Consider the following 25,410-nt stretch of genomic DNA (forward strand, 5'->3'; position numbering starts at 1 on the left):
CCGGGAACACGCCAAATTGGCTTGGCGTCGGCGCGACTGCCGTCTACCCTGCCGGAATGTCGTTGGATTCGCCGCCGGCCGCTGCCTCTCGGCCGGATCTTCCCTTAAGTACCGCCCAAGCTCCGCCCGGCCTTGTTGCGCTGTCTTTCGCGTTCGCCAAGATGTCGCTGGCCGGATTCGGCGGGGTCTTGCCGTTCGCCCGCCGCGCCATTGTTGAAGAACACCGCTGGATGACGGCGGACGAGTTCAACGAGACGTTCGCGCTCTGCCATTTTCTGCCCGGTCCGAACATCGTGAACCTGTCGTTCGTGTTCGGTTCGCGCTTCCGGGGCTTCGTCGGTGGGGTTGCGGCCTTTGCCGGGCTGGTCGCGCCGCCGATGGTCTTGGTCATGGCGCTTGCAGCGCTTTACGCCCATTACGGCGATATCCCGGCGCTGCGCCGGGTTCTGGCGGGTATCTCCGGCGCGGCGATCGGGCTTTTGGTGGCGACCGTGTTTCGCATGCTGATGCCGCTGATCAAGAGGCGTGATGTCGCGGCGGTCCTGCTCATGGTCGCGGTCTTTGTCGCGATCGGGCTGGGACGGCTGCCGCTCCAGCTCGTGCTCCTGGTCGCCGTGCCAATCAGTCTCGCCATCACCCTTTACATGCGACGACGGGCCGTGACGTGACCTCCGAGACGAATCCGATTTGGGCGCTGGTTTGGACCTTCGGCCTGATGTCGCTGTTTGCGGTCGGCGGCGCCAATGCCGCCATTCCGGAAATGCACCGCATCGCCGTCGATGTCATGCATTGGCTGACCGACAAGCAATTCGCCGACGTGTTTGCGATCTCGCAGCTCTCGCCGGGGCCGAACGTGCTGATCGTGACCCTGATCGGCTATGAGGTCGCCGGCTTCAACGGTGCATTTGCGGCGACGGTTGCGATGTGCCTGCCCACCGCGCTGCTTGCCTATGTCGTGAGCCGCGTGCTGCGCGGTTCGAAGGGTGCGCGCTGGCCCGCGCTTATCCAGGCCTCATTGGTGCCGCTGTCGATCGGCTTGATGGGCGCGAGCGCGCTGGTCGTGGCGCAGGCCTCCGATCGAACCTGGCCTGCGGTCCTGCTTACCCTCGCCGCCGCCGTGCTTGCCTTTGCAACCCGGCTGAACCCGCTCTGGATCTTGCTCGCCGGCGGCGTTTTGGGTTTTGCTGGCATCGTCTAGCGAAAGCCGCTAGGCAGGAGGGACCGAGCGGTGACGCAAGGTCCGAACAAATCCGAAATAAACTGGGCGCCAAGCCCGAATTCGGGGGGAGATATCGATGAGTGACACGCCGGGCGGGCCGCCGCGCCAATCCGTCGCACCGAAATGGGTTCGGGGCCCGCAGGATTTCGTCGGCGGCATCGTCTTGATGGGCGTTGCGCTGTTCGCGCTCTGGGCTTCCAGCGATCTGCAGGGCATGCATGGCTTCACTTTCGGGCCCGGGACCGCGCCGCGCATGTTCGCCGTCCTGCTGCTTGGGCTGGGCGCTGCGGTGATGATCACCGGCCTTGTCAGCGAGGGGCCGAAGCTCGCCCATTATTCCTGGCGCGGCCCGCTGTTCGTTTCGCTCGCCATCATCTTCTTTGCCGTGGCGATCCGGCCGCTCGGGCTCGTGGTGTCGGGCTTCGCGGCCTTCCTGATCTCGGCGCTCGGCACGCCCGAGACCCGCTGGGTCGAGACCATTATCGTCGGCATTTGCCTCACGGTCGGCTGCGCGCTGCTCTTTCCTTACGTGCTGGGACTGCCGATGCCGTTGTTCCCGCAATTCCTGGTGCGGTGAGGGCGCAATGGCCGATCTTTTTCACAACCTCATCCTCGGCTTTGGCGTCGCCGTCAGCCCGGTGAATCTGATGCTCTGCCTGATCGGCGCGCTGGTTGGCACGCTGGTCGGCGTGTTGCCCGGCATCGGCACCATCGCAACCGTCGCCATGTTGCTGCCGATCACCTTCGGCCTGCCGCCGGTCGGCGCGCTGATCATGCTGGCCGGCATCTATTACGGCGCCCAATATGGCGGTTCGACCACCTCGATCCTGGTCAACATCCCAGGCGAGGCGACCTCGGTGGTCACTACGCTGGACGGCTTTCAAATGGCGAAGCAGGGCCGGGCGGGTCCGGCGCTTGCGATTGCCGCGATCGGCTCGTTCATCGCGGGCTGCGCGGCGACTGTGCTGATCGCGCTGCTCGGCGCGCCGCTCACGAAATTCGCACTCGCCTTTGGTCCGGCCGAGTATTTTTCCCTGATGGTGCTCGGCCTGATCTTCGCGGTGGTGCTCGCCAAGGGCAGCGTGTTGAAAGCGATCGCGATGATCGTGTTCGGCTTGCTGCTTTCGATGGTCGGCTCCGACATCGAAACCGGCGCCTCGCGCATGGCCTTCAACATTCCCGAGCTCGCCGACGGGCTCGGCTTCGCCACCGTCGCAATGGGCGTGTTCGGCTTTGCTGAGATCATCCGCAATCTCGACACCGGTGCGGAGATGGACCGAGAGCTGGTGCAGCAGAAGATCACCGGCCTGATGCCGACCAAGAAGGACATGATGGAGTCGCTGCCCGCGATCTTCCGCGGCACGGTGCTGGGCTCGATCCTCGGCATCCTGCCCGGCGGCGGCGCCGTGATCGCGTCCTTTGCGGCCTATACGTTCGAGAAGAAGATTTCGCGCGAGCCGCAAAAATTCGGCCGCGGTGCGATCTCGGGCGTGGCGGCGCCGGAAAGCGCCAACAACGCGGCGGCGCAAACCTCGTTCATTCCGTTGCTCACGCTGGGCATTCCGCCCAATGCGGTGATGGCGCTGATGGTCGGCGCCATGACCATCCACGGCATCGTGCCGGGACCGCAGGTGATGCAGAAGCAGCCGGATCTCGTCTGGGGCATGATTGCCTCGATGTGGATCGGCAACCTGATGCTGATCATCATCAACCTGCCGCTGGTCGGCATCTGGGTGCGGCTCCTGCGCGTACCCTACCGGTTGATGTTCCCGTCGATCGTCGTGTTCTGCGCCATCGGCATCTATTCGGTAAACAATGCGCCGGTCGATGTCATCCTCGCCGGCGCCTTCGGTCTCGTCGGCTATTGGCTGATCAAGCACGACTTCGAGCCGGCCCCGCTCCTGCTCGGCATGGTGCTGGGGCCGCTGATGGAAGAAAATCTGCGCCGCGCCCTTCTGATCTCGCGCGGCGACTGGAGCGTGTTCATCACCCGCCCCCTGTCGGCCGTGCTGATTGCCGCGGCCGCCGGGCTGCTGGTGCTGGCGGTATTGCCGACCCTGCGCCGCAAGCGCGACGAGGTGTTCGTGGAGGGATAGCGCCGCACCCTCCAGCTCATCCCGACCTTCGCGGCGTGAGCTTTGCCCGCCACGCCCCCGCAGGCGGAGAGGAGAACGCGAGTTCCGCCCTTGCCGTTTCCGGCCGGATGCTCATTTTTTCGGGTATAATTGCCTCGGGTGGGCCGAGTCGCGGTGCCAAGACGGCGTCCGGCCGGTAAGTTCGCCCTCTTTCCCAGGCAACGCGACCCATGAACCAGTACCACGACCTGCTCGAGCGCATCCTGTCTGACGGTGTGGAGAAGCATGACCGCACCGGCACCGGCACGCTGTCGATTTTTGGTCACCAGATGCGCTTCAACCTGCAGGCCGGCTTCCCGATGCTGACGACAAAGCGCCTGCCACTGAAGGCGATCGTGCATGAGCTGCTGTGGTTCCTCAAGGGCGACACCAACATCAAATATCTGCACGAGCATGGCGTCACCATTTGGGACGAATGGGCCGATGCCAATGGCGATCTCGGCCCGGTCTACGGATCGCAATGGCGCTCGTGGCCGGCGCCGGATGGACGCCAGATCGACCAGATCAGCAACGTTGTCGAGATGATCAAGAAAAATCCGGACTCGCGGCGGCTGATCGTCACTGCCTGGAATCCGGCCGAGGTCGACAAGATGGCGCTGCCGCCGTGTCACTGCCTGTTCCAGTTCTATGTCGCAAGCGGCAGGCTTTCCTGCCAGCTCTATCAGCGCTCCGCGGACGTGTTCCTGGGCGTGCCCTTCAATATCGCCTCCTATGCACTGCTGACGATGATGGTCGCGCAGGTCACGGAGCTCAAACCCGGCGATTTCGTTCATTCACTGGGGGACGCGCATCTCTATTCCAACCATCTCGATCAGGCCCGACTGCAGCTCACCCGGCCGACGCGCCCCTTGCCGACCATGAAGATCAATCCCGAGGTGAAAGACATTTTCGGCTTCCGCTACGAGCATTTTAAGCTCGAGGGCTACGACCCGCACCCGCATATCAAGGCCGAAGTCGCGGTGTGAGCGATTGAATGTCTCTGACCATCTCTCGCGCCCGCCCCGACGACGTGCCGCTCGTGCTGACGTTGGTGCGCGAACTCGCCGAGTATGAAAAGCTCTCGCACGAAGTCGAAGCGACCGAGGTGCTGATCGAGGCGGCGCTGTTTGCGGACGCGCCGCGATTGTTCTGCGAGATCGCGCGCTGGAACGGCGAGCCGGCCGGTTTTGCCGTGTGGTTTCTCAACTACTCCACCTTTGCGGGGCGCTTCGGCATCTATCTCGAAGATCTGTTCGTCCGGCCGCCGTATCGCCGCAACGGCATCGGCAAGGCGCTGCTCGCCCATCTTGCGAAGACGTGCGTCGAGAACGGCTGGTCGCGCCTGCAATGGGCGGTGCTTGACTGGAACGCACCTTCGATCGAGTTCTACAAGTCGCTCGGCGCCGGCCTGATGGATGAGTGGACGCTGTGTCGCGTCACCGGGCCCGCGTTGCAAGCGCTCGCGGCGAAGGCTTGAAAGCGATGGAAATCGTCCTCATCGCCGCGGTCGCCGAGAACGGGGTGATCGGCGCAAACAACGCGATTCCCTGGCGGCTGAAAAGCGATCTGCAACGCTTCAAGGCGATGACGATCGGCCGGCCCGTGATCATGGGCCGCAAGACTTTCCTCTCGCTGAAGCGGCCGCTGCCGGGACGCACCAACATCGTCGTCACCCGTGATGCCGGCTTTCGCGCAAATGGTGCCGTCGTGACGATGTCGCTGGAGGACGCGAAAGCGGTGGCGCGCGGCGATGCGCTGCGGCGTTCGGTCGGCGAGATCGCGGTGATTGGCGGCGCGGATATCTACGCGCAGTGGATGCAGGACGCCGATCGCCTCGAAATCACCGAAGTGCATCTCCATCCCGAAGGCGATACCACCTTTCCGGTGATCGATGCGGCCTTGTGGGAAGAGGTGGCCCGCACGCGCCATCCCCCCGGGCCGGAGGACAGCGCGGCATTCTCCTATGTGACCTATCGGCGCAGGGCCAAGGGTTAGCAGGGCCAAGGGTTACAAGGGTTAACTGCGTTCGGTAATGTTTAATTTGACAAATATCGCCCCAAGCATAGCTGCTTGCGCTAAAGGCCGTAGAGGGGGCATTGCGAAGCTTGCGTTGTAAGGGAGGGGGGCGTCCCTTATAAGGCCTGACGGTATTGCGGGACCGAGCGATCAAGCCGTGGCTCCCGCGGAGGAGAGTATCGAATGCCGTGGAAGAATCAGAGCGGAGGCCCCTGGGGCTCGGGTCCCAAGGGACCATGGGGCTCGGGCCCGCAACCGGTCGGGCCGCGGCCGCCCGATCTGGAAGAGCTTCTGCGCCGCGGCCAGGATCGTCTGCAGCAGCTATTGCCGGGCGGCTATTTCAGCGGCGTCGGTATCGCGCTGATCGCGCTCATCATCGTCGCGATCTGGCTGTTCTCCGGTATTTTCCGCGTGCAGTCCGAAGAGCTCGGCATCGTGCTTCGCTTCGGCAAATATGTCCGCGATGCGCAGCCGGGATTGAATTACCATCTGCCCTATCCGATCGAGACCGTGCTCCTGCCGAAGGCGCTGCGCGTCAACACCATCTCCATCGGCATGACGCTGATCGATGATCCGGCCCGGCGTGGCCGCTCGATCCGCGACGTGCCCGAGGAGAGCCTGATGCTGACGGGCGACGAGAACATCGTCGACGTCGACTTCACGGTGCTGTGGCGGATCAAGCCGAATGGTGCCGCCGACTTTCTCTTCAACATCCAGAATCCCGAAGGCACGGTGAAGGCGGTCGCGGAAAGCGCGATGCGCGAGGTGATCGGGCGCTCCAACATCCAGCCGATCCTGACCGGCGCCCGCACCACCACCGAGCAGGCCGTCCAGCAGCTGATGCAGCGGACGCTCGACAGCTACGGCTCGGGAATCCAGATCACCCAGGTGCAGATGCAGAAGGTCGACCCGCCGGCACAGGTCATCGATTCCTTCCGCGACGTGCAGGCCGCGCGCGCCGACCTCGAACGGCTGCAGAACGAGGCGCAGACCTATGCCAATCGCGTCGTGCCCGATGCCAGGGGCCGCGCCGCGAAGATCCTCCAGGACGCCGAGGGCTACAAGCAGCAGGCGATCGCCGAAGCCAAAGGCCAGAGCGCGCGCTTCCTGAAGGTCTATGAAGAGTATGCCAAGGCGAAGGACGTGACGCGGGAGCGCATCTATCTCGAGACCATGGAACGCATCCTCGGCGGCTCCGAGAAGCTGGTTTTCGACGGTGCGGCCGGCCACGGCATCGTTCCCTATCTGCCTTTGAACGAGCTGACGCCGCGGCGTCAGCCTCCGGCGACCACCGGCTCGGCGCAGCAGTCCAGTGGAGTTACGAAATGAAGTCTCCTGTTACAGGCATCATTGCGCTGGTGTTGCTGCTGCTCGTCGCCATCGTCGCCTATAGCTCGGTCTTTGCCGTGCAGCAGACGGAACAGGCGCTGGTGGTGCGGTTCGGCCGGCCGGTCGCCAGCGTTACCGACCCCGGCCTGCATTTCAAGGCGCCGTTCATCGATACCGTGATCCCGGTCGATCGGCGCATCCTTGATCTCGAGAACCCCTCGCAGGAAGTGATCGCCTCCGACCAGAAGCGGCTCGTTGTCGACGCCTTCGCCCGTTACCGCATCAAGAATGCGCTGCGGTTCTATCAGAGCGTCGGCACGGTGCAGGCGGCGAACCTGCAATTGACCACGCTGCTCAACGCCGCGCTGCGGCGCGTGCTCGGCGAGGTCACCTTCATCGAGGTGGTGCGCGACGAGCGCGAAGCCCTGATGCAGCGCATCCGCAACCAGCTCGATCACGAGGCCGACGGTTACGGCATACAAGTGGTCGACGTCCGCATCCGCCGCGCTGATCTGCCCGAGCAGAACAGCCAAGCGGTCTATCAGCGGATGCAGACGGAGCGTCAGCGCGAAGCGGCCGAGTTCCGCGCCCAGGGCGGCCAGAAGGCCCAGGAAATCCGCGCCAATGCCGACCGCGAGGCAACCATCATCGAGGCGGAGGCGAGATCCCAGGCCGAGCGCACCCGCGGCGAGGGCGATGCCGAGCGCAACCGGCTGTTTGCCGAGGCCTACAGCAAGGATCCCGATTTCTTCGCCTTCTATCGCTCGATGGGGGCTTACGAGGCCGGGCTAAAGAGCAGCGACACCCGCTTCCTGCTGCGGCCGGACTCCGACTTTTTCCGCTACTTCAACAACCCCTCGGGTAAGATGACGGCGGAAGGGTCGGCAGCACCTGCTACCAGCGGGGCCGCCGCAGCGCCTGGCGCACCGGCGACCAGCCCCTCGCCGAAGCCCTGAACGGCCCCAGTTGATCGACAGTTGACAGCGGCGGCGCGAACCTTTTCGTTCGCGCCCGCCCAAGAGCAACAAGGAAAACACATGAAGCGGGAGGTTCCATTCCGATGAGATCCCTAGCGATCGCCGACTTCCTCATCGGTCTGGGCGTCCTGTTCGTGATCGAAGGCCTGCTGTTCGCGGCAAGTCCGACCTGGATGCGCAAGGCGATGAAAAGCGCGCTAGCGACTCCGGACAATGTCCTGCGTGCGGTCGGTATCGGTTCGGCGGTGATCGGCCTGATCGTGATCTGGGCGGTGCGGCGTCCGATCTAGTTTCCGTCGCTTCGGGGCGCGCCGGCACGAAGTGAAAATCTCGAGATTCCGGGTCTGGTGCTGACGCGCCATGCCGGAATGACGTTCGGCAAAAAGAACGCGATCGTGAGGGCTGGTGTCGGCTTTTTGCCGTATTAGCTACCCCTTATGGCGGCGGAATCCGCAACAATCTGAGTGCTTGCGCCGTACCCCCGTTCGGGCGCAGTGTGGACGTAAATCCCAATTCCGATCTCTGGAGAGAATTTATATGTTCGCTGCCACATCCGCCTTGAGCCATCGCCTGCGCCCGCTTCTGGCTGCAGTCTGCCTGGGCGCGGCGGCGGTGCTGATCTCAAAACCCGCCTTCGCGCGAGGACCCGAGGGCATCGCCGACGTCGCCGAAAAAGTGATCGACGCCGTTGTCAACATCTCGACTTCGCAGACCGTCGAGGTCAAGAACGATGGTCACGGCGCGATGCCGCAACTTCCGCCGGGCTCGCCATTCGAGGAATTCTTCGACGACTTCTTCAAGAACCGCAGGGGCGGCAAGGGCGGCGGCGACCTGATGCCGCACAAGACGAATTCGCTCGGCTCCGGCTTTATCGTCGATCCCGCCGGCGTTGTCGTCACCAACAATCACGTCATCGCGGACGCCGACGAGATCAACGTGATTCTGAACGACGGCACCAAGATCAAGGCGGAGATCGTCGGCATCGACAAGAAGACCGACCTTGCCGTCCTGAAGTTCAAGCCGCCGCATCCGCTGACCGCGGTGAAGTTCGGCGATTCCGACAAGCTGCGGCTCGGCGATTGGGTGATCGCGATCGGCAACCCCTTCAGCCTGGGCGGCACGGTGACCGCAGGCATCGTCTCGGCGAAAAACCGCGACATCTCCTCGGGGCCGTATGATAGCTACATCCAGACGGACGCGGCCATCAATCGCGGCAATTCCGGCGGTCCGCTGTTCAACCTCGATGGCGAGGTCATCGGCGTCAACACCCTGATCATCTCGCCCTCCGGCGGCTCGATCGGCATCGGTTTTGCTGTGCCGTCGAAGACGGTCGCCGCCGTCGTCGATCAGCTCCGCCAATATGGCGAGCTGCGCCGCGGCTGGCTCGGCGTGCGCATCCAGTCGGTGACCGACGAGATCGCCGACAGCCTGAACATCCATCCGGCACGCGGTGCGCTGGTCGCGGGCATCGACGACAAGGGCCCGGCGAAGCCGGCCGGCATCGAGCCCGGCGACGTCGTCATCAAGTTCGACGGCAAGGACATCAAGGAGCCGAAGGATCTCTCCCGCGTGGTGGCCGACACCGCGGTCGGCAAGGAGGTCGATGTCGTCATCATCCGCAAGGGCCAGGAGGAGACCCATCACGTCACCTTGGGCAAGCTGGAAGACACTGACAAGGTGCAGGCCGCGCTTAAGCCCAAGGAAGAGCCTGCCGATAAGCCTGTGACGCAAAAGGCGCTCGGCCTTGACCTTGCGACGCTGAGCAAGGACCTGCGCAGCAAGTTCAAGATCAAGGACACCGTCAAGGGCGTGCTGATCACCGGCGTCGATGGCGCCTCGGATGCCGCCGACAAGCGGCTGTCGGCGGGCGACGTCATCGTTGAAGTTGCGCAGGAGGCGGTATCGAGCGCCGCCGACATCAAGAAGCGCGTCGACCAGTTGAAGAAGGACGGCAAAAAGTCGGTTCTGCTGCTGGTGTCCAATGCGGACGGCGAACTGCGGTTCGTGGCACTGAGCGTGCAGTAATAGAACTGGTTGCAAATCAGGTGCGCAATGGCCGGGCTCGTCCCGGTCATTTGCGTTTTAGGCACCGTCATTCCGGGATGGTCCGCAGGACCAGACCCGGAATCTCGAGATTCCGGGTCTGGTCCTGCGGACTGCCCCGGAATAACGGTCCGCACATTTGGCAGTCGGTTAGGGCACAAACTCCTCCCGCCGATACCCCTGCGCGTAGAGCAGCGCGCTGAGGTCGCCGTGATCGATCCGCGCGGCGGCCGCGATCGCGACCGCGGGTTTGGCGTGATAGGCGACGCCCAGCCCGGCCTTCTGGATCATTCCGAGATCGTTGGCGCCGTCGCCGACCACGAGCGTATCGATCTCGTCGAGGTCGAAGGACTCGGTGAGCTCGATCAGCGTCGCGAGCTTGGTGGCGCGGCCCAGGATCGGCTCGCGCACTTCGCCGGTGAACTTGCCGTCGCGTACGACGAGCTCGTTGGCGCGGTTTTCCTGAAAGCCGATTTTAGCCGCGATCGCATTCGTGAACAGCGTGAAGCCGCCCGAGATCAGGCAGGTATAGGCACCCTGGGCGCGCATGGTCATCACCAGCTCGCGGCCGCCCGGGGTGAGCGTGATGCGTTTTGTCAGCACCTCGTCGACCACGCTGACCGGCAGGTCCTTCAAGAGGCTGACGCGCTCGCGCAGGGCCGGCTCAAAGGCGATTTCGCCGCGCATGGCGCGCTCGGTGATCTTGGCGACATGCTCTTTGAGCCCGGCGAAGTCGGCGAGCTCATCGATGCATTCCTGGCCGATCATGGTGGAATCCATGTCCGCCAGAAAAAGCTTCTTGCGCCGGGTCGCGATAGGCTGCACCACAATATCGATCGGCAGGTCGCCGCGCGCCTCGCGCAACCGGCCCTCGATCGCGTGGACCTCCTCCTCGCTCTGGAAGGGGATGTCGACCGCGACTTCGTCGAACAGCCATTGCACGTGTCCGGGCGAGGGCAGCACGGCGAGCGCGCCGTCCACGATCGTGGAATCGAGTGCGGGATTGGCGGGATTGCAGATCAGGGTCGCGACGAGAGACATCGGGTGATTTCGCTTCGGAAGAACAAGGCGGTGCTTATCGCAGGGCCGACCGCCAGCGGCAAGTCGGCGCTCGCACTGGATCTTGCGGAAAAAACCGGCGGAATCATCATCAACGCCGATTCCATGCAGGTCTATCGGGACCTGCGTGTGCTGACCGCGCGTCCTTCGCCCGAGGAAGAGGCCGCCGTCGCCCACCGGCTTTACGGCTATGTCGATGCGGCGATCAACTTCTCCGTCGGCGCGTGGGTCGCTGACACGGCTTCGGCGCTCACTGGTGCGCGTGCCCAAAATCGCATGCCGATCTTTGTCGGCGGCACCGGGCTCTATTTCAAGGCGCTGACGCGCGGGCTCTCCGCCGTGCCGCCGGTGCCTGCCGAGGTGCGAGAGGCCGTGCGCGCGCGGCTCGAGTGCGACGGCGTGGAAGCGCTGCATGCGGAACTCGTGCGCCGCGATCCGGCCGCCGCCGAGCGCTTGAAACCGCGCGATCGCACCCGCATTGCGCGGGCGCTGGAAGTCGTCGAGGCGACCGGACGCTCGCTGCTCGATTGGCACCGCGACGGCCTGCCGCCGGTGCTGCCGCCGGGGCAATTTTCCGCCTTGTTTCTCGCGCCCGAACGCGGCGCGCTCTACGCCCGGATCGACGCCCGGTTCGAGGCCATGCTGAAGGCCGGCGCCTTGGACGAGGTCGAGCGGCTGGCGGCGCGACAGCTCGATCCGCTGTTGCCGGCGATGAAGGCCCATGGCGTGCCGCCGCTGCTTCGGTATTTCAAGGGCGAGATCACGCTGGAGCAGGCTTCCGAGATTGGCCGCGCCGATACGCGGCACTATGCCAAGCGGCAGTTCACCTGGTTCCGGCACCAGCTACCGGAGTTTGCCTGGATGAAGCCGGAGGAGGCGAGGGCATGGCTCAAGCAGGAGCTGTAATTATTCGCCTCCGTCATTCCAGCGCGCGTCGCAGACCGAACCCGGAATCTCGAGATTCTCAGGTGCGCAATTGCGCACCATAGTTCGGTGCTGTCGCACCGCCCCGGAATGACGGCGCCTGCCATGACCGGCCTTCGGTGCTGTCGTCGCAAAATTCGCTCTCGCGGAAATCTTGGAACGCGGTTACACTGTCAAAGCGTGCCAAATCGGCTGGGATGCCTTGACTTTGGGCCATCGGCCGTTATGTTGCGCGCAACCTTTGGGAAGTCCGACCCGAGCCATGCGTAACATTATTTCCAAGCTCCTTATTATCGTGGTCGTACCCAGGCGCACCGCCGGGGATGGCTGACGTCCATCCAAATCCAGGCGGTGTGCATGGGGCCTCTTGGGCCCTTTTTTATTTCCTCAAAGCAACGACGAGACCGCGCGAGAGCGGCAGATCCGGAGCCAACCATGAGCGAGACGAGCCATAATCCCAGCCAGATGACGGGAGCCGCCATGATCGTGCGGGCGCTGATCGATCATGGTGTGCAGCACCTCTTCGGCTATCCCGGTGGCGCGGTGCTCCCGATCTATGACGAGATTTTTCAGCAAGACGCGATCGAGCATATCCTGGTGCGGCACGAGCAGGGCGCCGGCCACGCCGCGGAGGGCTATGCGCGTTCGACCGGCAAGCCTGGTGTCGTGCTGGTGACCTCCGGCCCCGGCGCCACCAACATGGTGACGCCGCTGACCGACGCGCTGATGGACTCAATTCCGTTGGTCTGCATCACCGGCCAGGTGCCGACGCACCTGATCGGCAACGACGCCTTCCAGGAATGCGACACCGTCGGCATCACGCGTCCCTGCACCAAGCACAACTGGCTGGTGCGCGACGTCAACGATCTCGCCAAGGTGCTGCATGAGGCCTTTTATGTCGCAACCTCGGGCCGGCCGGGACCGGTCGTGGTCGACGTGCCGAAGGACGTGCAGTTCGCCGTCGGCACCTATCATCCGCCGCGCAAATCCGACGTGCACATCTCCTACGCGCCGCGGGTGAAGGGCGATGCGACGCAGATCCGTAAAGCGGTGGCGCTGCTCGCCTCGGCCAAGCGCCCCGTGATCTATTCCGGCGGCGGCGTCATCAATTCCGGCCCTGACGCAGCAAAGCTGCTGCGTGAGCTGGTCGATGTCACCGGCTTTCCCATCACTTCGACTCTGATGGGGCTCGGTGCCTATCCCGCATCGGGGAAGAACTGGCTCGGCATGCTCGGCATGCACGGCACTTTCGAGGCCAACATGACCATGCATGATTGCGACGTCATGCTGTGCGTCGGCGCGCGCTTCGACGACCGCATCACGGGGCGGACGGATGCGTTCTCGCCGGGCTCGAAGAAGATCCACATCGATATCGATCCCTCCTCGATCAACAAGAACATCCGCGTCGACGTGCCGATCATCGGCGATGCCGGCAACGTGCTTGGCGACCTGTTGCAGGTGTTCAAGGCGGAAGCCAAGAAGCCGGACATCAAGGCCTGGTGGCAGCAGATCGCGACGTGGCGCGCGCGCAATTCGCTGCATTACAAGAAGAGCAACGACATCATCATGCCGCAATATGCGATCCAGCGGCTGTTCGAGGCGACGCGCGGCAAGGACGTCTACATCACCACCGAAGTCGGCCAGCACCAGATGTGGGCGGCGCAGTTCTTCGGCTTCGAGGAGCCGCACCGCTGGATGACCTCGGGCGGGCTCGGCACCATGGGCTATGGCCTGCCGGCGGCGATCGGCGTGCAGGTCGCCCACCGCGACAGCCTCGTCATTGATGTCGGCGGCGACGCGTCGGTGCAGATGACGATCCAGGAAATGTCGACCGCTGTGCAGCACGAACTGCCGATCAAGATCTTCATTCTCAACAACCAGTATATGGGCATGGTGCGGCAGTGGCAGCAGCTGCTGCACGGCAACCGCCTGTCGCATTCCTACACCGAGGCGATGCCGGATTTCGTCAAGCTGGCGGAAGCCTATGGCTGCGTCGGCATCCGGGCCATCAAGCCGGGAGACCTCGACGGTGCGATCAAGGAGATGATTTCGGTCAAGCGCCCGGTGCTGTTCGACTGCCGCGTCGCCGCGCTGGAAAATTGCTTCCCGATGATCCCCTCCGGCAAGGCGCATAATGAGATGCTGCTGCCGGCGGAGGCCGAAGACGAGGCCACCGCCGCTGCATTTGCCGGCGGCAAGGCGCTGGTGTGAGGCCGATGTGGACATGAACCGAGCAGCCGCATGCGCTTCTACTCCCTCTCCCCGCTCTTCGCGGGGAGAGGCTTGGGGTGAGGGGCTCTCTCCACGCGCCGAGCTCTTGGAGAATTCCCCTCACCCGCATCGCATCCCCAAGCGGGGCGAGGTGAAGAGGAGCGCGTTCGGGGCAGCCGTGTGCTCAAACGCGAGTCTGAGACATGTTTGACCTCGCCGAGCTCGAGCGTGCGCATGAGGTGGTCCGCCAAGCGGTGCCGCCGACGCCGGCCTACGCTTGGCCCTTGCTTGCAGAGCGGCTCGGCACGGAGGTCATGGTCAAGCACGAGAACCACACGCCGACCGGCGCTTTCAAGGTGCGCGGCGGGCTGACTTACGTCGAGCGCCTGAAGCGCGAAAAGCCCGAGACGCGCGGCCTGATCTCGGCCACGCGCGGCAATCACGGGCAGAGCCTTGCTCTTGCCGGCCGGCGTCATGGCCTGCCGGTGACGATCTACGTGCCGCGCGGCAATTCGGTCGAGAAGAACCGGGCGATGGCCGCATTCGGCGCGAGGCTCGTCGAACATGGCGAGGATTTTCAGGCCGCGCGAGAAGAGGCCTATCGCCAGGCCGAGCGCGAAGGCCTGCACATCGTGCCCGCCTTTCATCCCAACCTTATGCTCGGCGTTGCCACTTACGCGCTGGAATTGTTACGCACCGCGCCCGATATCGACGTGCTCTATGTGCCGATCGGGCAAGGCTCCGGCATTTGCGGCTGCATCCTGGTGCGCGACCTGCTTGGCCTGAAGACCGAGATCGTCGGCGTGCAATCGTCGCTGGCGCCGTCCTACGCGCTCTCTTTCGCGGCCGGCACGGTCGTCACCACCGAGAGCTCCAACACGCTCGCCGACGGCATGGCGACGCGCATTCCGGATACCGATGCGCTGGCGATCATCCGCAAAGGCGCCTCCCGAATCGTGCAGGTCACTGACGACGAGATCGCCGCCGCGATCCGCGCCTATTGGACCGATACGCACAACCTCGCGGAAGGCGCCGGTGCCGCCGCGCTCGCAGCCGCGCTGCAGGAAAAGCGCAAGATTGCGGGTAAGCGCGTCGGGCTGATCCTGAGCGGCGGCAATATCGATTTCGATCTGTTTCGCAAATGGGTGATGGCGGAGAACGCCGTTGCCGAGAGGATACCGGTGTGATGAGGGTGATCGCGCCGCAAATGCAGTCGTCATGCCCGGGCTTGCCCGACCTCGATGTTGCGTTCGTCATTCCGGGGCGATGCGAAGCATCAAACCCGGAATCTCGAGATTCCGGGTTCGGTCCTTTGAACTGCCCCGGAATGACGGAGCAGAGAGAGTGTGCTCGACATGACGCCGGAGAGATGAGCAGGGGACAACAAGCATGAGCCAGCCCGCATCGGCCTATTTCATGGAAGACCGCCACGATCCCAGCGAGACCCATACGCTCGCGGTGCTGGTGCAGAACGAGCCCGGCGTGCTCGCGCGCGTCATCGGCCTGTTCTCGGGGCGCGGCTACAACATCGAAAGCCTCACCGTCTCCGAGACCGAGAACCAGAAACATCTCTCGCGCATCACCATCGTGACCACGGGCACGCCGATGGTGATCGAGCAGATCAAGCACCAGCTCGACCGCATGGTCCCAGTCTATCGGGTGGTCGACATGACGCAGACGGGCCGCGCCATCGAGCGCGAGCTTGCCATGGTGAAGGTGCGCGGAGTGGGCGAGCATCGGGTCGAGGCGCTCAGGCTCGCGGACGCCTTCCGTGCCCGCGTCATCGATGCCACCACCGAGAGCTTTGTGTTCGAGATTACGGGCAACACCGCCAAGATCAACCAGTTCATCGACCTGATGCGTCCGCTCGGCCTGGTCGAGGTGTCGCGCACCGGCGTTGCCGCTATCGGCCGCGGGCCTGAAGGGATGTAAGAACCATGCTGGCGCGCGACTGGTTCTACAATCAGAGACGGCGGATCGGGCTCGATACCGCGGTGGCCTCGATCTACGGTCAAGACGACGATGCCGACCTGCGCGCCCGCGCGGCGCTGAGCATGCTCGGCGTCGAGCCGGGCTGGCGCGTTGCCGATATCGGATGCGGCAACGGCGTACTCGCGACCGAAGCAGCGCTGATGGGCGCCGAGGTCGACGCGATCGATATTTCGCCGGCGATGCTGGCGCTCGCCGAAGTCTACGCAAGCGATCGCAGGGCCCGCATCCGCACCCGGTCGGCCGGGCTGCTCAGCTTCGCCTATGAGCCAAACTCGTATGACCTGATCGTCAGCGAGTTCACGCTGCACCATCTTCCGGACTTCTGGAAAGCGGTGGCGGCCGCGCGCATCTTCGCCGCGTTAAAGCCGGGCGCAAATTTCTACCTGCGCGATATCGTCTTCGTCAGCATGCCTGACGGCGGCGAGCGCAGCGTCGGAGAATGGGCCGATTTCAATATCAAAAATCACGATTTCGAGCGCAACAGCGTTGTGACGCATATGCGCGACGAATATTCCACCTTCGGCTGGGTGATGGAGCGCATGCTGATAGAGGTTGGCTTCACGCTCATTTCCGCCGATTATCATGCCCCACTGCACGGCACCTATCTCCTGAGGAAACCAAAGCCAGGCGACCAAGGCTAACAAGAGCCAGGAACAATGAAACCGGCCGACGTCTTTATCGCCGTCCTGGTGGCGGTCATCTGGGGGCTTGCCTTTGTCGCAAGCCGCATCGCGCTTGATGAATTATCGCCGGCCCTGATGACGGCGCTGCGCTTCGGCATTGCGGCTGCCCCGTGCCTGGTCGTGGCCAAGCCGAAAGTCTCATGGTCGCTGCTGGTCGCGATCAGCTTCACGCTGTTTCTTGGTCAGTTCCTGGCGCAGGCCTATGGCATCGCCCATGGCGTGCCGGTGGGCTTGACCAGCGTGATCGTGCAGAGCCAGGCGCTGTTCACCATCGCTTTTGCCGTGGTCGCCTTTCGCGAATGGCCGACGCCGATGCAGATGGTTGGCGTCACCATTGCCGCGATTGGCCTGCTGATGATCTGCGCCACCGTCGGCTATGACTTCAGCGTTGGCGCCTTCGCCGTGCTGATGGTTTCACCGATCAGCTTTGCCATTGGCAATCTGTTGCTGCGTCGCGCGCAAGGCGTGCCGATGTTCGATCTGTTCGCCTGGCTGTGCCTGACCGCGGCGGTCCCGCTTTTCGCGTTGGCCTTGGCCTCCGACGGGCCGGCGCCGACCTGGCACGCGCTGACCCATATGTCGCTCACGGGCCTCGCCTGCATGCTGGCGCTGGGCGCCATCTCCACCTCCATCGCCTATTGGCTGTGGGGGCGGCTGCTGCGCGACTATCCGGCAGCCCAAGTTGTGCCGTTTGCGCTTCTGGTTCCGTTCGTGGGGGCGGCGGCCTCCAGCGTCGTCTTCTCCGAGAAATTCGGGCCATTACGGCTGGCGGGCATGGTCACCGTGGTCGGCGGCATCGCCGTGATGCTGCTGTCGAAGCGGCCGCGGACGGTGCCTGTGATCGTGGAGTGAGCCATGTCGCAATCGCTGCTCTTCGCCTTCATCCTGTTCGCCATCGTGATGTTCTTCACGCCCGGACCGAACAACATCATGGTCCTGTCCTCGGGGCTAACTTACGGCTTTCGCCGCACGCTGCCGCATATCGCCGGCATCACCATCGGCTTTGCCTTCATGGTCGGTGCCGTCGGCCTCGGCTTCGGCACCATCTTCATCGCCTATCCGGTGCTGCAGACGATCTTGAAATATGCCGGCGCGGCGTATCTGATCTATCTCGCCGTCGTGATCGCGATGTCCGGTCCGCCGACGCCTGGCGAGGACGACAACCGCGGCCCCATGACGTTCTGGGGCGCCGCCGTATTTCAATGGATCAATGTCAAGGGCTGGGTGATGGTGATCGGCACGATCACGGCCTATGCCGCGATCGCGCGTTTTCCTCTCAACATCGCGATCCAGACCCTGCTTTGCCTGTTCTTGGGCGTGCTCTCCACCATGACCTGGACGCTGTTCGGCAGCGCCCTGCGGCCGGTGCTCAAGTCGGAACGGGCGGTACGGGCCTTCAACGTGGCGATGGCGCTGCTGCTGCTGGCGTCGCTGTATCCGGTCTTCATGGACGCATAAGGCCGCGACCCGCCATGCAGAATCGAGTTTCCAATGGACGATAAAATGCTCTAGACAACGCGCGAAATCTCAAAAATTCACCCGACAAATCCTGATCTGACCCGGCCGATGGCGGCCACTCGAAGAGGAAACCACTGATGCGTGTTTATTACGATCGCGATGCTGACCTGAACCTGATCAAGGGCAAGAAGGTCGCCATCGTCGGCTATGGCAGCCAGGGCCACGCCCATGCGCTGAACCTGAAGGATTCCGGCGTCAAGGAGGTGGCGATTGCGCTGCGCAAGAGCTCTGCTTCCGTGAAGAAGGCGGAAGCCGCCGGCTTCAAGGTGCTCGATGTCTCTGAGGCGGCCAAATGGGCCGACCTCGTCATGATGCTCACCCCCGACGAACTGCAGGGCGACATCTACCGCGAGCATCTGCACGACAACATGAAGAAGGGCGCGGCGTTGGTGTTCGCGCACGGCCTCAACGTCCACTTCAACCTGCTCGAGCCGCGCGCCGATCTCGACGTGCTGATGATCGCGCCGAAAGGCCCCGGCCACACCGTGCGCTCGGAATATCAGCGCGGCGGCGGCGTGCCCTGCCTGATCGCGATCGCCCGCGACGTCTCGGGCAACGCCCATGATCTCGGCCTCAGCTACGCCTCCGCCATCGGCGGCGGCCGGGCCGGCATCATCGAAACCACCTTCAAGGAAGAGTGCGAGACCGACCTGTTCGGCGAGCAGGTGGTGCTGTGCGGCGGCCTGGTCGAGCTGATCAAGGGCGGCTACGAGACGCTGGTCGAAGCCGGCTATGCGCCGGAGATGGCCTATTTCGAGTGTCTGCACGAGGTGAAGCTGATCGTCGACCTGATCTATGAAGGCGGCATCGCCAACATGAACTACTCGATCTCCAACACCGCCGAATACGGCGAATACGTCACCGGTCCGCGCATCATCACCGATGAGACCAAGAAGGAGATGAGGCGGGTGCTGGCCGACATCCAGTCTGGTCGCTTTGCGCGCGACTGGATGCTGGAGAACAAGGTCAACCAGACCTCGTTCAAGGCGACCCGCGCCAAGCTCGCCACGCATCCGATCGAGGAAGTCGGTGCCAAGCTGCGCGACATGATGCCGTGGATCAAGAAGGGCGCGTTGGTCGATAAGACCAAGAACTAGCCTTTGATCCACGCTCTCGTCATCGAGATCGCGCAAGGCGCGATCTCGATGATCAAGAAGGGCGCGCTCGTCGACGAGAAGAACTAAAGCTCCTGGCGGAGAGCCAGGTTTTCCCTCTCCCCGCGTGCGGGGAAAGGGTTAGGGTGAGGGGGGACTCTCCGCGGACTGAACTCGTGGAGAGTCCTCCGATACGCAGCCGACTTCTCCCGGTGATCGCGACGAGGGATTGTCTCCGCGCATAAGTCGCTCAACCGACAGCGCTTGCTTTCGAGGCTGATGACGTCGTGCACGGTTTCGAATTACCGCAAACGAAATTTTAAGGCTTGCCCGGCATGGTGCCGGCGTGATCCGGGCAGCGATCTTGCCGCCCTGCAGCCGAGTTCGTGGACTTCATCCATCCGCTCCGGCTCTTGTCAAACCACTCCGGCTTCTTCAAGCGCGGCAACGGCGATCAAGAAGTGAGAGTTAAATCACATTCTTGATCTGTGTGCTTATTGGGCGGACTCTTGCGGTCCAAAAACCCTTTCGCTTCAAAGGCGAAGACTCAAGATTTCATCTCCTCTCTCATCGCGGGTTGTGCTCGCCTCTTGGCTGAGCAAAGCGCCCGCGCTGCAAGCATTGAGAGCTCATGCATATTCTTGCTGATCGGTGGCATCTTGCCGCGTTGCAGGCGACCGCTTTTGCTTGAGAACATGGAATCGGTTGCGGCATTGTAGGTGGGCAAAGGCGCGCACGCGCCGCGCCCACTACTTCAGGTTCAAGGCGGTGGGCACGCGTTGCTTTGCCCACCCTACAACTCTCAAGGAGGTTCGGATGGCTCTCACCGTCAAGCAGATGTTGGAGGCGGCGAATGCCGCCGTGCCGAAGATCTCGCCGCAAGAGGCGCAGGATCTGATCGCGAAGGGCAACACGCTCGTGGTCGACGTGCGCGACGCGCCGGAGGTCGAGAAGAGCGGCAAGGCCAAGGGCGCCGTGCATGTCTCGCGGGGTATGCTGGAGTTTCGCGCCGATCCGGAGTCGCCCTATCACGACAAGAACTTTGTCAAGGACAAGAACGTCATCCTCTATTGCGCATCCGGCGGACGCGCCGCGCTCGCGGGCAAGCTGCTCAAGGACATGGGTTACGACCATGTCTACAATATCGGCGGCTTCAAGGATTGGGCCGATAGCGGCGGCGCGGTTGAACCGGGCGTGTGAGGCTGCGGCAGACTGGGCCTTGGCGGATCAGCGCTCGCATAGCTGCCGCGGCCCCGAATAGGGCTTGTAGGTGCAATCCGAAGCCCGGAACGAATGATAATAGCGTTCGCAGGCTTCGACATTGCATCGCGGGCCCTGCTGGGGCGTTGGCGCGGTGTCGCCCTGATCCGAAGATCCCGAACCGGCCTTGGACTGTCCGACCGTGGTCGGCTCGGCCGGCGCGGTTTGGGCGAGCGTTGGTGCGCCGGCTTCCTGCATGAAGTCTTTCCAGATCCTGGCCGGGAGTGAGCCGCCGGCAACGCCTTTCATCGGACTGTGATCGTCATTGCCGACCCAAACGCCGGCCACGAGAAAGTTGTTGAAGCCGATGAACCAGGCATCGCGATAATCCTGGCTCGTGCCGGTCTTGCCGGCGGCAAACTCCTCGAGCTGCGCGGCGCGACCGGTGCCGCGCTCGACGACGCCGCGCAAGAGATCGATCAGTTCGCCCTGATATTGGCCAAGGCCGTGCTGGCCTTGCTCGGGTCCGTTGATCTGTACGTAATCCTTGTCGCTCGCGGTCTTGATGGCGGCAATGCCATGGGCATTGACGGGAGCCTTGCCGGCGCGCACGGCCGCGTAGGCCGAGGTGAGATCGAGCAGCGTCACCTCGGACGTTCCGAGCGCGAGACTGGGATTGTTCTGCAGTGGGGCATGCAGGCCGAGGTCGCGCGCCGCGGCAATCACCTGGGCGATGCCGACCTGTTGTGAGAGACGAACGGTGGCATCATTGAGCGAATTGGCGAACGCGTCTGCGAGCGTGACCTTGCCATGGTGATGGCGCCCGTAGTTCTCCGGTTCCCAGCCCCGAATGTCGATGGGGGCGTCGAGGATTTCGTCATCCGGCGTGAAGCCCTGGCGCAACGCCGCATAATAGTCGAACAGCTTGAATGCCGAGCCCGGCTGTCGCTGGGCCTGGACCGCGCGATTGTATTGGCTGTCGGCATAGCTGCGTCCGCCGACCATCGCCACCACCGCGCCATCGGGCCGCATGGCGACCAGCGCCGCCTGCGTTGCATGTTTCTCGGCTCCGTACCTGGCGAGTGTCGACCTGATCGCGTCCGTGGCAAGCTGCTGCAGGCGCAGGTCGAGCGTGGTCCTGATACGAACGGTGCCGCCGAAGGCCGGCGTCACCGCCGCCGCCTTCTTGTACACCCAGTCGGCGAACCAGTCGCTGGAGGCCGGCGCGAGGTCCGCCGGACTGGGTCTCGCCGGACTAAGCTTGGCCGCCAATGCATCGGCCTGGCTCAACTTGCGGTTATCGACCATCGCATCGAGCACCGTTGCCGCGCGCTTGCGCGCCGCGTCCGGATCGCGGAAGGGGTCGTCTTGCGAGGGAGCGTTGATCATGCCGGCAAGCATGGCGGCTTCAGGCAGCGTGAGATCGCCGACGCCCTTGCCGAAATAGAGCTTCGCCGCCGCAGGAAAGCCGGTCGCGCCGGCGCCCAGATAGACGTTGTTGAGATAGCTCGTGAGAATGGCGTCCTTGCTCAGATGATGCTCGATCCAGATCGAGATCGCCGCCTCCTGGATCTTGCGCCTGTAGGTGCGCTCGGGGCTGAGGAAGAGATTTTTTACGAGCTGCTGGGTGATGGTGCTGCCGCCGGCAACCGTCTTGCCGGCCGCCAGATTGTCCTTCATGGCCCGTAACACCGACGGCCAATCGATCGCGCCATGCTCGTAAAAATGCCGGTCCTCGATGCTGAGGACGGCGTTGATGAGGTTCGCGGGCATGTCCTTGGCATCGACCGGCGGCAATTGTAGCTGCCCCTTTCGTGGCAGATCGTGCCCGTCCGCGGAGGTCAGCGCGATCACGCGCCGCCCGGTCACTTCCGCGGCAGAAGGAAAATGCACGTCGCGCAACGTCCACAGCAGCGCGCCCGCCAGCATCGCCACGACAAAGATCATGCTGACCGCACCCGCAGCCGCGTAAAAGAGCGACGATCCCCGGGACGATTGCGAAGTGGAGCCATCATCCGGAGCGCCAGGAGGATGCCCGATCACGGAACCCATGCCTCGTAACGGCAGCCGCGTTGCGTGACCGGCTGGTACGCCTCGGCGCGGTGCGGAAACCTGGCGAGAAACGCCGGTTCATGCACTGCAGTTCCCAACGCGAGATCGCCCACGCGGCTGGATCTGAGCGCAGGAACAACCGCCCCGATCAACGGTAATTTCAGCTTCTACGCTCAAGCGGCTATCTGTTCGCGGCGGATGGCACCGAGGGCGGCGGGCGCGACGGGTGTCAGGGGAGATCTCGGCTTTCGCTACACCTCGTGAGGCCGGTAATTTTCCAGGCGGAACTCAAGCCAGGACATAGATCAGGAGATAGATGATGAGAAAGGTGTCGACGCTCTTCGCCTGCGCCTTGATGTCGTGCCTGTTGGCTGGGCCCGCATTTTCCGCGATCAAATTCAAGCGCTTCCCCCATTGTCCTGAGGGGCTTGTTGCGAAGAGGACCTGCGAATGCCACGCGGGCGCCTCCGGCCGTTACCGTTTTTGCCACGCTGGAGATTATTGTGATACCGCGAGAGGTCACTGCGATAAGTAGACATTGGCGTTCAAGCGCAGTTCTCCAAATACGGACACATGACCGCCGCGCGGGGGACAATTGGAAACCGCGATTTCAGCGTAAAGATGGACAAAGCTTACAGCTTGATTCGATATTTTAAGCGACGGAGTCAGGGGCAATGTTGAACGCGGACGAGAACAAGCCGGTTGCGAAATCCGGCCAACGGAACCGGAAATCGGCGGAGCAGGGCGGCAAGGTCCGAGGTCGGAACCGCAAATCCGATCAAGTGCGGGATGCCAAGCCCGATGAAGCGCAAGAGGCTGCTCATGCGCAGGTGAGCGAGCCAATCGCGGCGACTGAAACCACGCCCGCTGAAAGCGCGGCGCGCGAACCGGCGGTGACCGGCAGCGAGCAGACTGAAAGCGAGCAGAGCACTGCCGTCCACACCGACATCCCGCCCGTCGTCTTGAACCCACCGGCAGAAGCTGTTCCGGTCAACATCCAGACGATCGCGAATGCCTACGGCGACTACACGAAGAAGTCGCTCGAGCAAACCAGGTCCTTCTTTGAAAGGCTTGCGGAAGTGCGCTCGCTCGACAAGGCCTTCGAGCTGCAGACGGCATTCGTCAAGCAGGCATATGAAACCTACGTTGCCGACTCCCAGAAGATTCGCGAGCTGCATCGGGAATTGGCTCGGCAAAGATTGGCGGGATTCGAGGGCTTCGTGGCCAGGATGACCCAAACCCCGTTCGGCCTGCAGTCGGGGACGAGCGGCGGGATCGCGAGTTCTTAACCGGGCGCGTTCTCGCGCAACTCGGTGACGAGAACGCGCATGTTCTCGGAATAGTCGACCGGCGTCGTCACGAGATGAACGCCTCCTTGCCTGAAGGCGGCTTCGAGAGTCGGTGCCAGGTCGTCCGGGCCGGCCACGCGGCTGCCCTTGATGCCATAGGCCGTCGCATAGGCGACGAAGTCCGGGTTGCCGAAGCTCATGCCGAAATCGGCATAGCCGTCGACGGCCTGCTTCCAGCGGATCATGCCATAGGCATTATCCTGCAGGATCAGCACGACGAGATTGAGCTTGAGGCGAACGGCCGTCTCCAGCTCCTGCGAGTTCATCATGAAACCGCCGTCGCCGCAGACCGCGAGCACGCGACGCTCCGGGTAGAGCGTCGCCGCCATGATCGCCGATGGCAGGCCTGCGCCCATCGTGGCGAGCGCATTGTCCAGCAACAGCGTGTTCGCGACTCGGGTCCGATAATTTCGCGCAAACCAGATTTTGAACATGCCGTTGTCCAGGCACACGATGCCGTCCTCGGGCATGACCTGGCGCACGTCATGAACGAGCCGCTGCGGGGTCAATGGATAGCGGCTTTCCTCAGCCCTCTCGGCGATGTGCCCAAGGATCTCCTGCCGCAGCTCCAGAAGCGCGCCGGCATTTGGTAGCTGGCCCTCGAGGCGGTCGGCCAGCAGTCCGAGGCTTGGACCGACATCGCCGACCAGTTCGGCTTGGGGCCAGAACACTTCCTCGACCACCGCCGGCAGGTAGCCGACATGCAGGACGGTCGGGCCATTCGACCCCATCAGGAACGGCGGCTTCTCCACCGTATCGTGGCCGATCGAAATGATGAGGTCCGCGCGGTCGATCGCCCGGTGCACATAATCGCGCTCGGTCAAGGCGGCCGTGCCCATGTACAGTCCGGACCCGCCCGAGACCGCGCCCTTGCCCATCTGTGTGTTGAAGAAGGGAATCTGCAGCCGCCTCACGAAAGCGGAGAGCGCGTCCGCAAGCCGCGGACGGCTCGCTGCGGCTCCCAACATCACCAGGGGCCGTTCGGCGCGGCGGATCAACGCACCGGCCCGGTCCAGCGCTTCTTTCGGGGCAATCGGCGGATCGACCGGGTGCGGCGGCACCAATGCGATGTCGGGGACGGTGTCGGCCGCGATGTCTTCGGGAAGCTCGAGATGGACCGGGCCGGGCCGCTCCTGCTGCGCAACGCGGAAGGCGTCCCGCACGAGCGTCGGGATGGTCCGGGCGCTGACGATCTGGTGCGCCATCTTGGTGAGCGGCGTCATGGTCGCGACCATGTCCACGACCTGAAAGCCCGCCTGCTTGCGGCTCAGGATTCCCTTCTGGCCGGTGATCATGACCATCGGCATCGCGCCGAGCAGCGCATAGGCGGCGCCGGTCGTCAGATTCAGCGCACCGGGCCCGAGCGTCGACAGGCAGACGCCCGGCTTGCCGGTCAGCCGTCCATGCGTCGCCGCCATGAACGCGGCCGCCTGTTCGTGCCGCGTCAGCACCAGCTCGATCGAAGATCGCCGCAGCGCCTCGACGAAGGCGAGGTTTTCCTCGCCCGGCACGCCGAAGATCCGCTGCACGCCTTCGTTTTCCAATGCAGCTACAAGCAGTTCGGCGCCGTTCATGGACGTGTTCCTTGTTCGAGGCTCTTGCTGAAACTGGACCTATCCGATCCGCTTTC

The 25,410-nt window shown here is 63.6% G+C and carries 24 protein-coding genes; 21 read left to right on the forward strand and 3 right to left on the reverse strand.

All coding sequences use genetic code 11. From position 1 onward, the window contains the following. Positions 1-56 precede the first annotated feature (56 nt). From F758_RS0104330 to F758_RS0104380, 11 genes are all read left to right on the forward strand, one after another. On the forward strand, positions 57-668 hold the full coding sequence (locus F758_RS0104330) for a chromate transporter (RefSeq protein WP_024506704.1): 612 nt from the start codon (positions 57-59) through the stop codon (positions 666-668). Then, a complete protein-coding gene (locus F758_RS0104335; protein ID WP_024506705.1) occupies positions 665-1,198 on the forward strand; it encodes a chromate transporter in 534 nt (177 codons plus the stop codon). Before F758_RS0104330 ends, F758_RS0104335 begins: the two co-directional genes overlap by 4 nt. A 97-nt stretch (positions 1,199-1,295) precedes the next feature. Next, the gene (locus F758_RS0104340) at positions 1,296-1,796 is read left to right on the forward strand and encodes a tripartite tricarboxylate transporter TctB family protein (RefSeq protein WP_024506706.1); all 501 of its coding nucleotides are present in this window, start codon (positions 1,296-1,298) and stop codon (positions 1,794-1,796) included. Between the two features lie 7 nt (positions 1,797-1,803). Continuing rightward, positions 1,804-3,315, forward strand: coding sequence for a tripartite tricarboxylate transporter permease (locus F758_RS0104345; protein ID WP_024506707.1), 1,512 nt, complete (start codon positions 1,804-1,806; stop codon positions 3,313-3,315). A 209-nt stretch (positions 3,316-3,524) separates the two neighbouring features. Continuing rightward, on the forward strand, positions 3,525-4,319 hold the full coding sequence (locus F758_RS0104350) for a thymidylate synthase (RefSeq protein WP_024506708.1): 795 nt from the start codon (positions 3,525-3,527) through the stop codon (positions 4,317-4,319). A gap of 8 nt (positions 4,320-4,327) precedes the next feature. Further along, positions 4,328-4,810 (forward strand): GNAT family N-acetyltransferase, encoded by a 483-nt coding sequence (locus F758_RS0104355; protein WP_024506709.1) that lies wholly within the window; start codon positions 4,328-4,330, stop codon positions 4,808-4,810. Positions 4,811-4,815: 5 nt separating this feature from the next. Beyond that, positions 4,816-5,328: a dihydrofolate reductase gene (locus F758_RS0104360; protein WP_024506710.1), complete on the forward strand. Its 513-nt coding sequence runs from the start codon at positions 4,816-4,818 to the stop codon at positions 5,326-5,328. Between the two features lie 204 nt (positions 5,329-5,532). Then, positions 5,533-6,678: an FtsH protease activity modulator HflK gene (hflK, locus tag F758_RS0104365; RefSeq protein ID WP_024506711.1), complete on the forward strand. Its 1,146-nt coding sequence runs from the start codon at positions 5,533-5,535 to the stop codon at positions 6,676-6,678. After that, entirely contained in the window at positions 6,675-7,634 is a 960-nt protein-coding gene (gene hflC / locus F758_RS0104370) for a protease modulator HflC (RefSeq protein ID WP_024506712.1), read from the forward strand. Before hflK ends, hflC begins: the two co-directional genes overlap by 4 nt. 104 nt (positions 7,635-7,738) lie before the next feature. Continuing rightward, on the forward strand, positions 7,739-7,945 hold the full coding sequence (locus F758_RS0104375) for a DUF2065 domain-containing protein (protein ID WP_024506713.1): 207 nt from the start codon (positions 7,739-7,741) through the stop codon (positions 7,943-7,945). Between the two features lie 247 nt (positions 7,946-8,192). After that, positions 8,193-9,680: a Do family serine endopeptidase gene (locus F758_RS0104380; protein WP_024506714.1), complete on the forward strand. Its 1,488-nt coding sequence runs from the start codon at positions 8,193-8,195 to the stop codon at positions 9,678-9,680. Between the two features lie 168 nt (positions 9,681-9,848). Here F758_RS0104380 and serB read toward each other — a convergent pair whose 3' ends face one another. After that, complete coding sequence (gene serB, locus F758_RS0104385; RefSeq protein ID WP_024506715.1) at positions 9,849-10,739, reverse strand: phosphoserine phosphatase SerB; 891 nt, start codon at positions 10,737-10,739, stop codon at positions 9,849-9,851. Positions 10,740-10,742: 3 nt separating this feature from the next. Here serB and miaA point away from each other — a divergent pair, with 3 nt between their 5' ends. The 9 genes from miaA (at position 10,743) to F758_RS0104440 (ending at position 20,379) form a co-directional block, all read left to right on the forward strand. Further along, on the forward strand, positions 10,743-11,663 hold the full coding sequence (gene miaA, locus F758_RS0104390; RefSeq protein WP_024506716.1) for a tRNA (adenosine(37)-N6)-dimethylallyltransferase MiaA: 921 nt from the start codon (positions 10,743-10,745) through the stop codon (positions 11,661-11,663). Between the two features lie 453 nt (positions 11,664-12,116). Continuing rightward, positions 12,117-13,892: an acetolactate synthase 3 large subunit gene (locus F758_RS0104400; RefSeq protein ID WP_024506717.1), complete on the forward strand. Its 1,776-nt coding sequence runs from the start codon at positions 12,117-12,119 to the stop codon at positions 13,890-13,892. Between the two features lie 203 nt (positions 13,893-14,095). Then, on the forward strand, positions 14,096-15,079 hold the full coding sequence (locus tag F758_RS0104405; protein WP_024506718.1) for a threonine dehydratase: 984 nt from the start codon (positions 14,096-14,098) through the stop codon (positions 15,077-15,079). Between the two features lie 202 nt (positions 15,080-15,281). Next, positions 15,282-15,824, forward strand: a complete 543-nt coding sequence (ilvN, locus tag F758_RS0104410; RefSeq protein ID WP_024506719.1) for an acetolactate synthase small subunit — start codon at positions 15,282-15,284, stop codon at positions 15,822-15,824. A gap of 5 nt (positions 15,825-15,829) precedes the next feature. Then, complete coding sequence (locus F758_RS0104415) at positions 15,830-16,525, forward strand: class I SAM-dependent methyltransferase (protein WP_024506720.1); 696 nt, start codon at positions 15,830-15,832, stop codon at positions 16,523-16,525. Positions 16,526-16,540: 15 nt separating this feature from the next. Beyond that, the gene (locus F758_RS0104420) at positions 16,541-17,419 is read left to right on the forward strand and encodes an EamA family transporter (protein ID WP_024506721.1); all 879 of its coding nucleotides are present in this window, start codon (positions 16,541-16,543) and stop codon (positions 17,417-17,419) included. A 3-nt stretch (positions 17,420-17,422) separates the two neighbouring features. Further along, positions 17,423-18,025: a LysE family translocator gene (locus F758_RS0104425; RefSeq protein WP_024506722.1), complete on the forward strand. Its 603-nt coding sequence runs from the start codon at positions 17,423-17,425 to the stop codon at positions 18,023-18,025. A gap of 137 nt (positions 18,026-18,162) precedes the next feature. After that, positions 18,163-19,182, forward strand: coding sequence for a ketol-acid reductoisomerase (gene ilvC / locus F758_RS0104430; RefSeq protein WP_024506723.1), 1,020 nt, complete (start codon positions 18,163-18,165; stop codon positions 19,180-19,182). 813 nt (positions 19,183-19,995) lie between these two features. Then, positions 19,996-20,379, forward strand: a complete 384-nt coding sequence (locus tag F758_RS0104440) for a rhodanese-like domain-containing protein (RefSeq protein WP_024506724.1) — start codon at positions 19,996-19,998, stop codon at positions 20,377-20,379. Positions 20,380-20,406: 27 nt separating this feature from the next. On the opposite strand, the gene F758_RS0104445 is transcribed toward F758_RS0104440, so the two are convergent. After that, entirely contained in the window at positions 20,407-22,326 is a 1,920-nt protein-coding gene (locus tag F758_RS0104445) for a PBP1A family penicillin-binding protein (RefSeq protein WP_024506725.1), read from the reverse strand. A gap of 779 nt (positions 22,327-23,105) precedes the next feature. On the opposite strand from F758_RS0104445, the gene F758_RS47060 reads away from it, so the two are divergent. Next, on the forward strand, positions 23,106-23,720 hold the full coding sequence (locus F758_RS47060) for a phasin family protein (RefSeq protein WP_024506726.1): 615 nt from the start codon (positions 23,106-23,108) through the stop codon (positions 23,718-23,720). Here F758_RS47060 and F758_RS0104460 read toward each other — a convergent pair. After that, positions 23,717-25,354: an acetolactate synthase large subunit gene (locus tag F758_RS0104460; RefSeq protein WP_024506727.1), complete on the reverse strand. Its 1,638-nt coding sequence runs from the start codon at positions 25,352-25,354 to the stop codon at positions 23,717-23,719. The genes F758_RS47060 and F758_RS0104460 overlap by 4 nt on opposite strands. Positions 25,355-25,410: the final 56 nt, after the last annotated feature.

Origin of the sequence: Bradyrhizobium sp. ARR65, assembly GCF_000472385.1 — a bacterium.
In the GTDB taxonomy this organism is placed as follows: domain Bacteria; phylum Pseudomonadota; class Alphaproteobacteria; order Rhizobiales; family Xanthobacteraceae; genus Bradyrhizobium.

Bases quoted from the DNA above. Each gene is read 5' to 3' on its own strand.
- F758_RS0104330 (WP_024506704.1), top strand. From the start codon at position 57: ATGTCGTTGGATTCGCCGCCGGCCGCTGCCTCTCGGCCGGATCTTCCC.
- F758_RS0104340 (WP_024506706.1), top strand. From the start codon at position 1,296: ATGAGTGACACGCCGGGCGGGCCGCCGCGCCAATCCGTCGCACCGAAA.
- F758_RS0104345 (WP_024506707.1), top strand. From the start codon at position 1,804: ATGGCCGATCTTTTTCACAACCTCATCCTCGGCTTTGGCGTCGCCGTC.
- F758_RS0104350 (WP_024506708.1), top strand. From the start codon at position 3,525: ATGAACCAGTACCACGACCTGCTCGAGCGCATCCTGTCTGACGGTGTG.
- F758_RS0104355 (WP_024506709.1), top strand. From the start codon at position 4,328: ATGTCTCTGACCATCTCTCGCGCCCGCCCCGACGACGTGCCGCTCGTG.
- F758_RS0104360 (WP_024506710.1), top strand. From the start codon at position 4,816: ATGGAAATCGTCCTCATCGCCGCGGTCGCCGAGAACGGGGTGATCGGC.
- hflK (WP_024506711.1), top strand. From the start codon at position 5,533: ATGCCGTGGAAGAATCAGAGCGGAGGCCCCTGGGGCTCGGGTCCCAAG.
- hflC (WP_024506712.1), top strand. From the start codon at position 6,675: ATGAAGTCTCCTGTTACAGGCATCATTGCGCTGGTGTTGCTGCTGCTC.
- F758_RS0104375 (WP_024506713.1), top strand. From the start codon at position 7,739: ATGAGATCCCTAGCGATCGCCGACTTCCTCATCGGTCTGGGCGTCCTG.
- F758_RS0104380 (WP_024506714.1), top strand. From the start codon at position 8,193: ATGTTCGCTGCCACATCCGCCTTGAGCCATCGCCTGCGCCCGCTTCTG.
- serB (WP_024506715.1), bottom strand. From the start codon at position 10,739: ATGTCTCTCGTCGCGACCCTGATCTGCAATCCCGCCAATCCCGCACTC.
- F758_RS0104400 (WP_024506717.1), top strand. From the start codon at position 12,117: ATGAGCGAGACGAGCCATAATCCCAGCCAGATGACGGGAGCCGCCATG.
- F758_RS0104405 (WP_024506718.1), top strand. From the start codon at position 14,096: ATGTTTGACCTCGCCGAGCTCGAGCGTGCGCATGAGGTGGTCCGCCAA.
- ilvN (WP_024506719.1), top strand. From the start codon at position 15,282: ATGAGCCAGCCCGCATCGGCCTATTTCATGGAAGACCGCCACGATCCC.
- F758_RS0104415 (WP_024506720.1), top strand. From the start codon at position 15,830: ATGCTGGCGCGCGACTGGTTCTACAATCAGAGACGGCGGATCGGGCTC.
- F758_RS0104420 (WP_024506721.1), top strand. From the start codon at position 16,541: ATGAAACCGGCCGACGTCTTTATCGCCGTCCTGGTGGCGGTCATCTGG.
- F758_RS0104425 (WP_024506722.1), top strand. From the start codon at position 17,423: ATGTCGCAATCGCTGCTCTTCGCCTTCATCCTGTTCGCCATCGTGATG.
- ilvC (WP_024506723.1), top strand. From the start codon at position 18,163: ATGCGTGTTTATTACGATCGCGATGCTGACCTGAACCTGATCAAGGGC.
- F758_RS0104440 (WP_024506724.1), top strand. From the start codon at position 19,996: ATGGCTCTCACCGTCAAGCAGATGTTGGAGGCGGCGAATGCCGCCGTG.
- F758_RS0104445 (WP_024506725.1), bottom strand. From the start codon at position 22,326: ATGATCTTTGTCGTGGCGATGCTGGCGGGCGCGCTGCTGTGGACGTTG.
- F758_RS47060 (WP_024506726.1), top strand. From the start codon at position 23,106: ATGTTGAACGCGGACGAGAACAAGCCGGTTGCGAAATCCGGCCAACGG.
- F758_RS0104460 (WP_024506727.1), bottom strand. From the start codon at position 25,354: ATGAACGGCGCCGAACTGCTTGTAGCTGCATTGGAAAACGAAGGCGTG.